This is a genomic window from Halospina denitrificans (genome assembly GCF_004364635.1).
Taxonomy (GTDB): domain Bacteria; phylum Pseudomonadota; class Gammaproteobacteria; order Pseudomonadales; family Oleiphilaceae; genus Halospina; species Halospina denitrificans.
On the sequence record NZ_SOAX01000003.1, the window covers coordinates 434578 to 448691 of the forward strand.

Here is a 14114-nt window from a genome sequence, read left to right on the forward strand (position 1 = left end):
CCTAACACTGGATCCGCTTTTCCCTGATATACATCATCCTACCTCCCTGCCTTTTCCGCCTACACTGGGCCTGACGCTTCGGAGCAGGCCCCAACATGTCACCAATCAGAATTGCCCTGGTCAGTACGCTTGCCCTCCTTACGGGACTCTGGATTCTGGCGGAATACCTGGCCCCCGGAGGCTACCGCAGCCTTCATCCGTTCTTCACGCAATACACGGGCGCAATGGGTCTGGCCATGATGAGTTTGGCCATGGTCCTGGCGACGCGCCCGAAATGGCTGGAGCGTCCTCTTCATGGTCTGGACAAGATGTACCGTCTACACAAGTGGCTGGGGATAACAGGACTGGTTTTCATGCTCGCTCACTGGTGGTGGACACCGGGTGAGCAGTTGCGGCTTCGCAGGGGGTGGGCTGAGGCAACGCCGGAAGGGATCCGCGCATGGCTCCAGGCGCAGGAGGCCATTGCGGAATCCATTGGCGAGTGGACTTTCTACGCGATCCTTGTGCTGATCATCCTGGCATTACTGCGTTGGTTTCCTTACCACCTGTTCCAGAAAATCCATAAATTACTGGCCGTTGCCTACCTGCCCATTGTCTACCACAGCGTGGTGCTGATGCGTTTTGAGTACTGGTTCCAGCCGGCTGGGTTGGTCATGGCAGCCCTGATGATCGCGGGGACTGGTGCTGCCGCAATTGTCCTTACGGGTCGCATCGGCCTGAGCCGCAAGGTCCAGGGCACCATCCGTTCACTCACCTTCTATCCGGAGCTGTATGTCATTGAGGGGGAAGTGGAACTGAAGGGGGGCTGGCCCGGCCACAAACCGGGGCAGTTCGCCTTTCTTACCAATGAACGGCACGAGGGAGCCCACCCTTACACCATCGCATCGGACTGGGTACCGGAAGAACGCTGCCTTGTCTTCATCGTCAAGGAACTTGGGGATTACACCAATCAGTTGCCGCGCCAGCTCAAGAAAGGCATGCCGGTTACGGTGGAAGGGCCCTATGGCTGCTTCGATTTCGAGGACAACCATCCACGGCAGATATGGGTTGCCGGCGGCATCGGAATTACCCCGTTCGTGGCGCGCATGAAGTACCTGGCGCATCACCCCGACGAGCGCAAACCGGTCGACCTGTTCTTTGGCACCAATGAATACGAGCAGGATGCCGCGGACAGGCTGGTCACGGATGCGGAGGCCGCCGGCGTGACACTGCATCTGTACTTCACGCCACGCGACGGATTTGTGACCGGGGAAATCATCCGCTCAACAGTGCCGGAATGGCATGCAGCAAGTGTCTGGTTCTGCGGCCCAGCCGCCTTCGGCAAGGCGGTGAAGCGCGATCTGGTCAACAATGGCCTGGCCCGCGCGGATTTCCACAGGGAACTGTTCAAAATGCGCTGAGCCAAAGACTCAATGGATATCGACCACCTTCCCCCGGTTACCGAACGCCCGGGTCTGCAGCTCGCGAAAGCTGTCTTCAAAATACCGGACAACCCGGTTTGGGGCATGCACCATGCTGGTGTCCGAGATAAGCCCGAACTGCACGGTCCCCGCATAGCTCAGTATGCTCAGCCCCACCCCGAGATGACCCGACTGCGGCACCCAGACGAGTGGCTGCAGAATGCGTGCCCCGGCAATAGTCAGTGGCGATTGTGGCCCCGGCACGTTGGTCATCACCAGGGAGGACTTGTCACTCAGGGTATCCAGGGCAAACTTTTCAAGCGCGGCGGGCCCATACCCCAGGAGCTCCAGGAGCCCGAAGGTAACCCTTGGCTGGGCGGAGCTTTTGCTCTCCAACAGGGCCGCTTTTACCTTCTGGAAGCGCTTCATGGCATCGGGCTCATCCAGGGGCAACTCCACCAGGACCAGCCCGAAACGGTTGCCCAACGACTTGATCGGCTCATCCCTGGGGCGGAGATTAAAGGGAATGGTGACGTGTATATTACCCTTGATGTAGCGGTCCGCCTCGTTCAGGTAGCGCCGTAATGCGCCGGCAACACAGGCAACCAGCACATCGTTCACGGTTGCTTCCAGCTGGTGCGCCAGCTCCTTGACGTCAGCCAGCGGCAGCGGATCCGCCCAGGCCACCCGTTTGCGCCCGGACAGTTCGGCGTGCAGCCGGGTATTCGGATCCTTCGGCATCATGCCAAGGTTGGCCAGTTCCTCGGCAATGTGCCTGCCTTCCTCAAGCCAGTGCGTGAAGTGCTCCGGATGGCGAGCCAGCTCCATCCCTTCCTCGACCAGTTCATGGCCCAGGTGGGCACCCTGTTGCGCCAGTTTCCGGAACGGAGCGGTCAGCGATTCGACCAGATTCTGCGCCTTCGGCGGATGGTCCTGCTTCTTGTCCGGCACCCAGCCCTCCTCGGCCAGGGACATCAGCACCTGCACCAGCGCAAGGCCGTCCGCAATGCAGTGGTGAAGGCGCGAGATCAGAGCCGCCCCACCCTGATAACCGTCAACGAGATGGAACTGCCAGAGCGGATGACGGAAATCCAGGGGGGTGCTGGCGAGATCCGCGACGAGCTCCTCCAGCGCCGCCTGGTCCCCGGGATCCGGCAGCGCGATATGATGCAGGTGGTTGTCGAGGTTGAAGTGGGGATCATCTTCCCAGAACACCTTACCGTCCTGCTCCACCACGCGCTGGGAAAACCGGTTGTAACGAAGCAGCCGTTTCTCGAGCAACTCCCTAAACTGGTCGATATCCACCTGGCGGTCAAGAACCAGCACGCCGGTGATCATCATGGGATTATCGTCCCGCTCCATGTGGCACCAGGCCGTATCAACCGACGTCATCTGTTCCAGTCTGTCACTCATAGATTACCTTCGATGTCTCGTCCCCAGATTTCTGGTTTTTTTCCTCGTCTTAACTCTCTAATCTTAGAGCCAGAAATCCACGCTCTTCGTTGACGTGCGTCAACATTTGGCATGGCGACAGGAGCAGGTTACCCGAAGCCCTCCAGTTTCTTTATAATCGGGGGCGATTCCATCCCAACACCGACAAAAAGAGTGACTCCATGAGTGAAGCGACACAGCCCTGGAACCAGCCCATGCCAGAGGAGCAGTTCAACCTGATGCGGGACATCCTGGCGGCACCGAGTCCCATCGGGCTGGAGGCGGCCATGACCTATGGCGTGCTCAAACCCTACCTCGAGCGCGTCACGCCGAGCGACTGGCACATTCACCAGTTCAAGGGAACGGCCGGAATCGTACTGGATACCCATCCCGGCCGGGACGATATGTTCAAGGTGATGATCATCGGCCATGCGGACAAGATCCGCATGCAGGTACGCAGCATTGGTGATGACGGCAAGATCTGGATCAACAGCGACTCCTTCCTGCCTACCACCCTCATCGGTCACGAGGTCAAGCTGTTCAGCGAGGACCCGGAGAACCCGGGCAGCTACCGTGTGATTGAAGGTGGCACCGTGGAGGCCCTGGGTGCGATCCACTTTGCGGACCCAACCGTGCGCAGCGGCGAAAAAGGCATCAAGAAGGAACAGCTCTACCTGGAGCTCCAGATCCACGGCGAGAACAAGAAGCAGCAGGTGGAAAACCTGGGCGTTCGTCCCGGCGACTCCATCATCATGAATCGCCCCATCCGCAAGGGCTTCAGCCCCAACACCTTCTATGGCGCCTATCTGGACAATGGCCTTGGCTGCTTCGCCACGGCGGAAGCCGCACGCCTGGTTGCGGAAGCCGGGGGCACCCAGAAGATCCGGGTGATGTTCGCCATTGCAACCTACGAGGAGATCGGCCGTTTCGGCAGCCGGGTCCTGGCGGGTGAACTCAAGCCTGACGCGATCATTGGCGTGGACGTAAACCACGACTACAAGGCCGCGCCTGGCATTGGTGACCGACGCATGAACCCCCAGGAAATGGGCAAGGGCTTCACCATGTCCGTGGGCGCGATTGCCAGTGAACAGCTGAATCGGTTCTTCGAGACGACCGCCCGCGAACAGGGCATCCCCTTCCAACGGGACGTTGTAGGGCCGGACACCGGCACAGACGGCATGGCCGGCGTGCTGGCAAGTGTGGACTGCGCGGCGACGTCCATCGGCTTCCCGATCCGGAACATGCACACCATTTCGGAGTCCGGGAACACCCAGGACGTGCTGGCGGCCATCCACGCCATCAAGGGAACCCTCCAGGCGCTGGATGCACTGTCGGACCCGCACCGCGAGTTCAAGGACAACCACCCGCGCCTGGATCAGGCAAGCGGCCTTGGCCACCAGGGCAGCGACAAGCCGAAAGGAGCTGATTCCGAGTCCGAAGCCGGTTCCTGAACCGGCTCGGGCCAAATACGGCAACATAGTCCGCAACCCCTAACAACAACAATACTCACAGGGAATCGCTTCTATGCAGTCCAGCCCATTGATTTCCATAGGCTTGCCGGTATCGCTGTTCATTATCATGATCGGCATCGGCATGACGCTGACGCCGCGTGATTTCCGCCAGGTCGCCGTCTATCCCAAAGGCATCATTGTCGGAACACTCGCGCAGATCCTGCTCATGCCGGCCCTGGCCTTCCTGCTGATTCCGCTTTTCGGGCTCTCCCCGGCGATTGCTGTTGGGCTGGTGATTATCGCGGCCTGTCCCGGCGGCACCACGTCCAACCTGTTCGCACTCATGGCGCGAGGGAACGTAGCCCTGTCCATTGTTCTGACCGTGGTTGCCAACCTCATCACCATCATCTCCCTGCCGCTTCTGGCCAACCTGGCCCTGGGGATGTACATGGACGCCAGTGAAGACATCTACCTGCCTTTGGATCGCACCATTGGAACCCTGGTGCTGATCGTGCTGCTTCCCATCGCTATAGGCATGGGCCTTAAGAGCTATTTCCCTGAAAAGGCCCACCGGGCGGAAGGCGCGGTCAGCATCTTCGGCGGCTTAGTGCTGGCAGCGCTGGTGGTGATCATTGTCTACGGGGCACGCGATGAACTCGGCTCCCTGCTGACCCAGGCCGGGCCGGCGACCGTGACGTTGATCCTGCTGGGCATCGGCGTCGGACTCCTGGCTGGGCGCATCGCGGGGCTCACCCAGCGCGAGTCCATGGCGGTTGCCATGGAACTGGGCATCAAGAACGCCACCATCGGACTTCTGATCACCGTCAACCTGCTCGGCTCGGAAACCATGTCGATTCCCTCGGCCGTATATGGCGTGTTGATGTTCTTCTTCGGCTTTCTGTTAATCTTGCTGGGGCGGCGCATTATACCCCAGCCGCTTAAAGGTCACTGAAACAACCATGGAGAGCCCGGATGCCTGCCATTGCCTTTGAATCCCGGAACGGCCACACACTGAAGGGCAACATTGAACTGCCACCGGGTGGCGTCTGGCGGGCAACCGCCATCTTTGCCCATTGCTTTACCTGTGGCAGCGAGGTGCGAGCCGCCCGCACTATCACCTCGGCACTCGCAGGTGCCGGCTTCGCGGTGCTTCGGTTCGATTTCACGGGACTCGGCGAAAGCGAGGGTGAGTTCGCGGACACCAACTTCTCCAGCAACCTGGACGACCTCGAGGATGCCGCCGGGTGGCTGGGCAGTCATTACGCCGCACCCCAGCTTCTTGTGGGTCACTCCCTGGGTGGTTCAGCGGCGCTGGCAGTCGCGGAACGGTTGGACAGCGTCCGCGCCATTGCAACTATCGGTGCCCCGGCCAGCCCGGACCATATACTCAAGCAGTTCGGCGAGGATCTGGAGCGGATCGAGGAAAACGGCAGCGCCCAGGTCAACCTGGCGGGCCGCCCGTTCCGCATCCGCAAAGACTTCATCGACGACGCCCGGGACCACGACCTCAGCGAACGCCTCCACAAGCTGCGCCGGGCGCTTCTCGTGATGCATGCCCCGCACGACACCATCGTGGACATCGACAATGCCGAAGCCATCTACACCGCCGCCCTGCACCCCAAGAGCTTTATCGGCCTGGACGACGCTGACCATCTCCTGTCCCGCCGGGCGGACGCCGAGTATGCCGCCCAAGTGGTCTCGGCCTGGGCCGCGCGCTTCCTTGAACCGGAAACCACCCCGGCCCCCGAAGGCGCCCGCGTAATCGGCCGCACCGAGGATAACTTCCTCTGCCGCGTCCAGGCCGGCCCCCACGAACTGGTGGCGGACGAACCCAAAGCCAATGGCGGCACCGACCGCGGCCCGGATCCCTACGGCCTGCTGGCCTCGTCACTGGGCGCCTGTACTGTCATGACCATCAACATGTACGCCCGCCACAAGAAGCTCCCCGTGGACCGGGTTACCTGCGAGGTATCCCACCGCAAGATTCACGCTAAGGACTGCGAGGAATGCGAGACAACATCGGGCAAAGTGGATGAACTGGTGCGCCACATCTGGATTGAGGGGGATGTAACTGAGGAACAGCGCCAGCGAATGCTGCAGATTGCCGGCAAGTGTCCGGTTCACCAGACGCTGAAGAGTGAAATCCGGATGCACGACGAACTTATGGAAGAATAAGTCCCGGATTGATACTTATGAGTTACCGCTAACGCCATTCGGCCAGTCTGACGGGAACCCGCCGGGCGCCCCAGCGGCCTGGGTCCCCATCGAAAACACCAGCACATTGGGTACCGCACTTAGTGCAGTGTCCGTCTGCCGTCAGGTTCCAGTCGCTGAGCACGAACCAATCACGGCCGATCAGCTTCTGGCCGCAGTGGTGGCAGTAGGTGCTGCCGCCTGTCTCATCGTGCACGTTGCCGGTATAGGCGTAACGTACGCCGTTTTTCATGGCGATCTCCCTCGCCCGGGTCAATGTTTCCGGCGGCGTACGAGGGTAATCCATCATCTTGAAATCCGGATGGAAGGCCGTGAAATGCATGGGGATATCCGGCCCCAGGCGTTCCACCACCCACCGGGTCATTTGATCAATCTCCTCGCTGGAGTCGTTCTCCCCCGGGATCAGGAGCGTTGTCAGCTCAAACCAGACGTCGGTCTCATTATGGACGTACTCAAGGGTGTCCAGCACCGGCTGGAGCTCGCTGCCCGTGATCTTGCGGTAGAACCGCTCGGTGAAGGCCTTGAGGTCGAAGTTGATCGCGTCCATATAGCGGAAGAACTCCTTCCGCGGCTCTTCACAGATATAGCCGGCCGTCACCCCCACTGCCTTGATGCCCCGCTCATGGCAGGCCTGGGCAACGTCGATGGCGTATTCGTGGAAGATGATCGGATCATTATAGGTAAAGGCAATGCTACGGCAGCCCAGATCCTCGGCGGCGCGCGCGATGGTCTCCGGGTCCGCCTGGTCCGCAAGCGTATCCATCTCCCGGGACTTGCTCATATCCCAGTTCTGGCAGAACTTGCAGAACAGGTTGCAGCCGGCGGTGCCGAAGGACAGGACCGAGGTGCCGGGCAGATAATGGTTCAGGGGTTTCTTCTCAATCGGGTCGACGCAGAACCCGCTGGAGCGCCCGTAGGTCGTGAGCACAATCTGGTCGTCATGGCGGGCACGCACAAAGCACAGCCCCTGCTGGCCTTCCTTGAGCTTGCACGCACGCGGACACAGGTCGCACTGGATACGACCATCGTCCAGCTGGTGCCAATAGACCGTTGGAAAGCGATCTGTCGGGATATTATGAGTCATGGTCATCTCCCGCCTGACTGGTGTTATATTAACCATTATAGGGCTGCAGAAGGAGGTTAACCATGGATTCACAGATTCGACCGCCAGCGGTTGCCGGTCTTTTCTATCCGGACAACGCGGAAGTACTGGCTACCCAGGTTAACGGCTTTCTTGACAACGCCGACAGCACCATTGACCCGCCCAAGGCTCTGATTGCCCCCCATGCGGGTTACCCTTTCTCCGGGGCCGTTGCCGGACGCGCCTACGCGCCCGTGCGTGGCAATGCGGATCGTTTCTCCCGCGTGGTGCTGCTGGGCCCCAGTCACAGGGTCCCCTTCCGCGGCATGGCCGCCAGCCGGGCGGATTATTTCGCCACGCCCATGGGCAACGTCCGGATCGACCAGGAGACCCTGTCCCGGCTCGCGACTGAGCGGGATGATGTGGTCTACCGCGAGGACGCCCATGAGCGCGAACACGGTCTGGAAGTGCATCTGCCGTTTCTCCAGGCACTGCTGGGTGATTTTTCCGTGGTTCCGTTGGTGGTGGGCGACGCCGGTCCGGAAGCCGTGGGCAGTCTGCTTGAGTCAGTATGGGGCGGGCCTGAAACACTTATCGTAATCAGTTCGGACCTGAGCCATTTCATGGATTATGACAGCGCGGTCCGGCGCGACAGGGCAACGTCCGAAGCCATTGAGAAACTGCGTTACGAGGATGTGCACGAAGGGGATGCCTGCGGCCGCCACCCAATCAACGGCCTGCTCTGGCTGGCCCGCAGGAAGGGCATGGAAGGCCGGATTCTGGATCTGAGGAACTCAGGCGATGCCGGGGCTCCGAAAAACAGCGTGGTAGGATATGGTGCCTATGTCTTCAACTGATTACCTGACGCCAGAGCAACGCCAACAGCTTCTGGAGCCGGCGCGCACAAGCATCCGGGAAGGACTGGAGACCGGTCAGCCGAAACAGATGGACCCGGCTGACTGGCCAATGCCCCTGCAGGTGGAAAGGGCGAGCTTCGTGACCCTTTACAGCCTGAACGGCAGCCTCAGGGGCTGCATTGGCGCCCTCCAGGCCTACCAGTCGTTGGTGCAGGATGTTTCAGACCATGCCTATGCAGCGGCTTTCCGAGACCCGCGATTTTCGCCCTTGAAAGCAGAGGAGCTGGAAAGAATTCGTTTGAATATTTCAGTCCTGACAGTGCCCGAATCCCTTGAGGTTGCCTCCGAGAAAGACCTTCTGGCCTGGCTTACCCCGGGGGAGGACGGCCTGATCCTGGAGGATGGTCCGTACCGCAGCACCTTCCTGCCCGCCGTCTGGTCTTCGCTCGATACACCGGAAGCCTTCGTGCGGGAACTGAAGCGCAAGGCTGGCCTGGGGGCGGATTACTGGTCACCAACCATCCGATTCCGACGCTACCGGACCGAGTCCTTCGGTGAGGAAGACGCCTGATTAGCCCCTGAAGACGGGCGCGGCGGCAACCACCACCAGCTCCAGGCCACCAGAATGGCAAACCCCGTATAGCCCATCACAAACACCCACCAGGGCAGGTCGTAAAAAAGCAGGTTTCCAACCCAGGATTCAATCAACCCCTGCTGCTGGGATGATTCGCCCGCGGCCCTGCGCAGCTCATGTTCCCAGAGGGTCAGCGGACAGAGACGACCCAGCCAGGCCTGAACCACCACAATGCCAATGGTCACCAGATGGATGCCCCGAACCCAGATGTTGCGGACCCAACGCCAGCCGCGACAGCCACCGACGATGAACAGCAGCTGCCCTACGACCACAAAGGCCACAATGCCCGCATGGATCAGCAGCACCAGATCCGCCAGTACCCCTGGGAACGGCAGTGACTCATAAAAGGTTGTCGCATCCATAAACCGCCCTTACCGCAGCAGGGCCACGCTCTTGATCTGCGCGTAAACGTTGCTGCCCGATTCCAACCCCAGCTCCACCGCCGACTTGCGGGTGATCCGTGCCAGCATGGGCACCGTCCCGACCCTGAGGCGGACCGTGGTCTGGGCACTGCCCTCATCCACCATGGTATCAACGGTGGCGGGGAAAAGATTCAGGATGCTGGTGTCCGTGGGTCGACCCAGGGTGATGCTTACATCCCGGGCCAACACCTGTAGACGGGCGGGGCTGCCCTTGGGCAGATCCTGGCGTACGGCAACGAAACGTCCCGCCGCCGTATCCAGCCAGGTCAGGCCGAACTCCGCATCATGCCCAGCGACCGTCGCATCAATCACAGTCTCGGTATCCGGCCCGTGAGCCAGAGGCAGATCCAGGCGCGAGAACAGGGCCTTAGCGTCTCCCGTCGCTCGCGCGCGCCCTTCCTCCAACAGCACCATGTGGTCCGCCAGCCGGGCCACCTCATCCCGGGCATGGCTCACATAGATCACCGGCATCGAAAGCTCACGGTGCAGGCGCTCCAGGTAAGGCAGTATCTCCTGTTTCCGATCCTGGTCCACAGCGGCCAACGGCTCATCAAGGAGCAGTATTGCCGGGTCCGATGCCAGCGCCCGCGCAATGGCTACCCGCTGCTGCTCCCCTCCGGAGAGCTGGTGGGGGCGGCGCTCCAGCAGGTGGCCAATACCGAGCAGTTCCACCGCCTGGTCCAGGGCAACCGGCGGGGCGTCGTCGCCTAGCCGCCTGAGGCCATATGAGAGGTTCCGGGCCACGGTCAGGTGCGGGAACAGACTCGGCTCCTGGAACACGTACCCCAGGCGGCGTTTGTGGGTGGGCAGGAAACGCCGTTCGTCCTGCCAGCATTCGTTTCCGATCCAGAGATGGCCCCTGGCATCCCGCTCAAGGCCCGCCATAGCTCGGAGCAACGTTGTCTTGCCGCATCCGGAGGGGCCAAAAACTGCGGTAATACCCTCCTCCGGAAGGGAAAGATCCACATCGAGGGAGAAATCGCTCCGTTCAACCCGCAGCCGTGCCTCAATGCTCATGGTTTGATCACCCAGAACCGGCGGTTCAGCGCGTAGACGGCCACCAGCATCAGGAAGGACATCAGCAGCAATCCGCCGGAAAGCCAGTGGGCACGGGTATAATCCAGCGCTTCCACATGGTCATAAACGGCAATGGAGACCACCTGGGTACTACCGGGGATATTACCGCCTATCATCAGCACCACTCCGAACTCACCGAGCGTATGCGCGAACCCCAGCACGGCAGCAGTGAGGAAGCCGGGCGCAGCCAGGGGCAATGCGACCGTAAGAAAACGGTCCAGCGGGGAGGCGCGCAGCGTGGCGGCAACCTCCATGGGCCGTCGGCCCACGGCACTGAAGGCGTTCTGCAGTGGCTGGATCACAAACGGCATGGAATAGAGCACGGACCCGATCACCAACCCAGCGAAGGTAAACGCGAGCGACTGGCCGCCAAGCGCCTCCATCAGCCCACCAACAGGGCCGGCCGGCCCCAGGGCAATCAGCAGGTAGAAGCCCAGAACCGTGGGGGGCAGCACCAGTGGCAACGCAATAATGGCCTCCACCACAAAACGGAATCGCCAGCGCGTTCGGGCCAACCACCAGGCGAGCGGGGTGCCGACAAGCAGCAGGATCATGGTGGTGATGGTCGCCAGCTTCAGGGTTACCCAGAGCGCGGTCAGGTCAGCCTCGGTCAGAATCATGGCGCCTCATATCCGAATTCCCGAAAAACAGCGCGGCCCTGCTCACTGCCCACAAACGCCAGGAACTCCCTGGCGGCCTGATTATCCTCGATGAGCACTGCCTGCTGGTCAATCGGGTCATGGAGCGACGATGGCACGCGCCAGCACGAGCCTTCGCCTGAGCCCCCCATCACCTTCAGCTGCGATGCGGCTACAAAACCGAGTTCGGCATTGCCCGTTCTCACGAACTGGAAGGTCTGGGCAATATTCTCCCCCATGACCCGGCGTCCCTCGGTGGCCCCCCAGAGTCCCCGTGCCTCAAGAACCTGGCGCGCCGCACGGCCATAGGGCGCAAGCCTGGGATTGGCGAGCGCCAGGTAACGATAGCTTCCTTCCTTCAGAACCCGCCCTGCCGCATCCACATAATCCGGCTCCGGGCTCCACAGCACCAGTGCGCCCCGCGCATAGGTGAAACGGCTGCCGTCGACTGCAACGCCTTCTTCCACCAGCCGCCGGGGACGCTCTACATCCGCCGCCAGGAAGGCATGAAAGGGAGCCCCATTGCGGATCTGTGCGTAGTGTTTACCCGTGGAGCCGAAAGCAAGAACCACCTCATGCCCGGTCTCCACCTCAAACCGCTCTGCCAGTGCCCTGGCCGCTCCCGTAACATTACTGGCGGCCGCCACGCGGATCTCATCCGCCCACAATGGGTGGGCCCCTACCAGAAAGAACAGGATGGTCAGCGCTACCAGCACCCGATTGTTACCACGCAATCCCTTTCACCCCAACAATGCCGATTTCAGGCTCAAGTCTACCAGAGCTGCCTCCAACGCGGGGCGCCAAAATGGTATACTGTCCGGCCATTCCGGAAACCATCATCCCCCAATCAACAGGGCTGTTTATGCGCGTCATTATCCGCTATTTCTTCCGCACGCTGCGTCTGATCCTCACGCCGATCGTCCTTATCAATGAGAAGTTCACTACCCCCAAAGCCGTTTCCCGCAGCGCCGAGGAGCAGGCACGCGTAGAACGCACGACGCGCAACCTGGCGCTCTACCAATTCAGCGCCTGCCCGTTCTGCATCAAGGTACGCAAGGAAATGTCACGCCTGGGCCTGCCCATCGAAACCCGCGACGCCCAGCACAACGCGGAACACAAGGCAGCGCTGGAAGCCGGTGGTGGTCGGGTCAAGGTGCCGTGCCTGTTGATTGAGCACGACAACGGCGAGCAGCAGTGGCTGTACGAATCCGACGACATCAATGCCTGGCTGCGGGAGCATTTTGAGCCCCAATCAGCGTGAAAGACTTGCAAATGGATGCGAATTGACGCGACAGTAATGGCACAGCCTTGGCAATACTCGTAGTATGTTGGGCATGGATCAAAAGCAAGGAATTGCTGCATGCTGCGTCAGGTCTCGCGTTTCACCGGCTTATTGTGCCTGCTCACCACGACCGTCTGGGCCGGCGATCTTGATTTCAGCGCCCTGAGTGACAGGGCGCAAAAGCTCGCTGAACAGCCCTATGCGGCGCCGCCTCAGCGCATCCCCGAATTCCTGCTGAACCTGGATTTTCACACCTATCACAGCATTCGCTTCAAGCCGGAGCACAGCCTTTGGCGGGAAGCCGATTCCAACTTCCAGGTTATGCTCGTGCCGCCCGGCCTGAATTATTCCCACCAGGTGCCGATCAATATTATTGACTCGGAGGGCACCCATCCCGTGCCCTTCGACAAGAGCCACTTCACGTACCCCGATCAGGAGATCGAGAAACGAACCCCCTCCGATCTTGGCTATGCCGGCTTTAAGCTGACATTCCCCTTCAACGAGCCAGAAACCCAGAATCAGTTCCTGGTGTTTATCGGAGCCAGCTATTTCCGGGCAGTGGGGCGGAACAACAACTTCGGGCTCTCCAGCCGGGGGCTGGCAATCAATACCGGAATGCCCAGCGGCGAGAAGTTCCCCTCCTTCGTGGAATTCTGGCTCGAACGGCCGGCACCGGATGCCACCTCGATGCGGATCTACGGCCTGTTGGATGGGGAGTATATAACCGGCGCTTACCGCTTCACCGTCACGCCAGGGGAAACCACCCGCGTCAAGGTCAAATCCAGGCTGTTTCCACGCCAGAGCCCCCAGTTGCTGGGCATAGCACCCTTAACCAGCATGTTCTATTACGGAAACCATGGAGGAAAGCCCCAGGGCGAGTGGCGTCCGGAAGTGCATGACTCGGATGGACTTCTCATTCATGACGGTGAATCCGGGGAGTGGCTCTGGCACCCGCTGCGTAACCCGGCGACCCTGGCCATGGATTACTTCCAGACGACAGACGTCCGGGGTTTCGGGTTGATCCAACGCGACCAGTCCTTTCACAGCTATATGGACCCGGAAACGCATTACCAGAGCCGCCCCAGCGCCTGGATCGAGCCCGAAGGCCAGTGGGGCGAGGGCCAGGTGGTTCTCGTACAACTGCCCACCTCGGACGAAACCAACGACAATATTGTTGCCTTCTGGTCCCCCGGGAAGAAAGTTTCCGGGAAGCAGCCGCTGGACTTCACCTATACCTTTCATTTCGGTGACTCACGAGTGCCGGACGAGCCCATGGCCCGGGTCGTGGATACCTTTGTTGGCGATGGCTCCCGGATCGGAGGTGGCAATGAGGTTGGTGCGGTGCGGATCATTGTGGATTTCGCCGGAGGTCCGCTGTCTCCTCTAGAAGAAGGTGCCCAGGTGGTGGGCGATGTCTCCGTTCAGGACGGCGGCGAAATCATCGAGCAGTTCGTGGAGTACATTCCGCAGCTCAACCGCTGGCGCCTGTCGATCCTGGCACGGCCCGATGGAACCTCCGCTATGTTCCTGAGGGCCTTCCTTCGACAGAACGAAAAGACCCTGAGCGAAACCTGGACCTACAGGCTCCCGCAAGGCAGCGAGACATTCAATAACGGCTAGTTAAGGA

The 14114-nt window shown here is 60.7% G+C and carries 14 protein-coding genes; 8 read left to right on the plus strand and 6 right to left on the minus strand.

The features are described 5' to 3' along the window. Positions 1–95 precede the first annotated feature (95 nt). Positions 96–1400 (plus strand): ferredoxin reductase family protein, encoded by a 1305-nt coding sequence (locus tag DES49_RS08920; protein WP_133736050.1) that lies wholly within the window; start codon positions 96–98, stop codon positions 1398–1400. 9 nt (positions 1401–1409) lie between these two features. Here the strand turns inward: DES49_RS08920 and DES49_RS08925 are convergent, their stop codons facing one another. After that, positions 1410–2813: a WS/DGAT/MGAT family O-acyltransferase gene (locus DES49_RS08925; protein WP_133736051.1), complete on the minus strand. Its 1404-nt coding sequence runs from the start codon at positions 2811–2813 to the stop codon at positions 1410–1412. Between the two features lie 200 nt (positions 2814–3013). Between DES49_RS08925 and DES49_RS08930 the strand changes: the two genes are divergently transcribed. From DES49_RS08930 to DES49_RS08940, 3 genes are all read left to right on the plus strand, one after another. Then, on the plus strand, positions 3014–4282 hold the full coding sequence (locus tag DES49_RS08930; RefSeq protein WP_133736052.1) for a M20/M25/M40 family metallo-hydrolase: 1269 nt from the start codon (positions 3014–3016) through the stop codon (positions 4280–4282). A 73-nt stretch (positions 4283–4355) separates the two neighbouring features. After that, a complete protein-coding gene (locus tag DES49_RS08935; RefSeq protein WP_133736053.1) occupies positions 4356–5234 on the plus strand; it encodes a bile acid:sodium symporter family protein in 879 nt (292 codons plus the stop codon). 20 nt (positions 5235–5254) lie between these two features. Beyond that, complete coding sequence (locus tag DES49_RS08940; RefSeq protein WP_133736054.1) at positions 5255–6457, plus strand: bifunctional alpha/beta hydrolase/OsmC family protein; 1203 nt, start codon at positions 5255–5257, stop codon at positions 6455–6457. A 28-nt stretch (positions 6458–6485) separates the two neighbouring features. On the opposite strand, the gene amrS is transcribed toward DES49_RS08940, so the two are convergent. Then, complete coding sequence (amrS, locus tag DES49_RS08945; RefSeq protein ID WP_424955227.1) at positions 6486–7580, minus strand: AmmeMemoRadiSam system radical SAM enzyme; 1095 nt, start codon at positions 7578–7580, stop codon at positions 6486–6488. A 62-nt stretch (positions 7581–7642) separates the two neighbouring features. On the opposite strand from amrS, the gene amrB reads away from it, so the two are divergent. Beyond that, complete coding sequence (amrB, locus tag DES49_RS08950) at positions 7643–8434, plus strand: AmmeMemoRadiSam system protein B (RefSeq protein ID WP_133736056.1); 792 nt, start codon at positions 7643–7645, stop codon at positions 8432–8434. Next, the gene (gene amrA / locus DES49_RS08955; protein WP_243864982.1) at positions 8421–9005 is read left to right on the plus strand and encodes an AmmeMemoRadiSam system protein A; all 585 of its coding nucleotides are present in this window, start codon (positions 8421–8423) and stop codon (positions 9003–9005) included. The genes amrB and amrA overlap by 14 nt, the downstream gene beginning before the upstream one ends. Here the strand turns inward: amrA and DES49_RS08960 are convergent. From DES49_RS08960 to modA, 4 genes are read right to left on the minus strand one after another with little or no spacing between them, the layout of a single operon-like run. Continuing rightward, positions 8969–9430 carry a DUF2784 domain-containing protein gene (locus DES49_RS08960; RefSeq protein ID WP_133736058.1) on the minus strand — a complete coding sequence of 154 codons (462 nt, stop codon included), beginning with the start codon at positions 9428–9430 and terminating at the stop codon, positions 8969–8971. The two genes, amrA and DES49_RS08960, sit on opposite strands and share 37 nt — an antisense overlap. A 9-nt stretch (positions 9431–9439) precedes the next feature. Further along, positions 9440–10507 carry a molybdenum ABC transporter ATP-binding protein gene (modC, locus tag DES49_RS08965; protein WP_133736059.1) on the minus strand — a complete coding sequence of 356 codons (1068 nt, stop codon included), beginning with the start codon at positions 10505–10507 and terminating at the stop codon, positions 9440–9442. Next, positions 10504–11184: a molybdate ABC transporter permease subunit gene (modB, locus tag DES49_RS08970; protein WP_133736161.1), complete on the minus strand. Its 681-nt coding sequence runs from the start codon at positions 11182–11184 to the stop codon at positions 10504–10506. The genes modC and modB overlap by 4 nt, the downstream gene beginning before the upstream one ends. Further along, positions 11184–11939, minus strand: coding sequence for a molybdate ABC transporter substrate-binding protein (gene modA, locus DES49_RS08975; protein ID WP_133736060.1), 756 nt, complete (start codon positions 11937–11939; stop codon positions 11184–11186). Before modA ends, modB begins: the two co-directional genes overlap by 1 nt. A 128-nt stretch (positions 11940–12067) precedes the next feature. Between modA and DES49_RS08980 the strand changes: the two genes are divergently transcribed. Together DES49_RS08980 and DES49_RS08985 are read left to right on the plus strand one after the other, a co-directional pair. Next, positions 12068–12466: a glutaredoxin family protein gene (locus DES49_RS08980; RefSeq protein ID WP_133736162.1), complete on the plus strand. Its 399-nt coding sequence runs from the start codon at positions 12068–12070 to the stop codon at positions 12464–12466. Positions 12467–12565: 99 nt separating this feature from the next. Beyond that, a complete protein-coding gene (locus tag DES49_RS08985) occupies positions 12566–14107 on the plus strand; it encodes a glucan biosynthesis protein G (protein ID WP_133736061.1) in 1542 nt (513 codons plus the stop codon). Positions 14108–14114 lie beyond the last annotated feature (7 nt).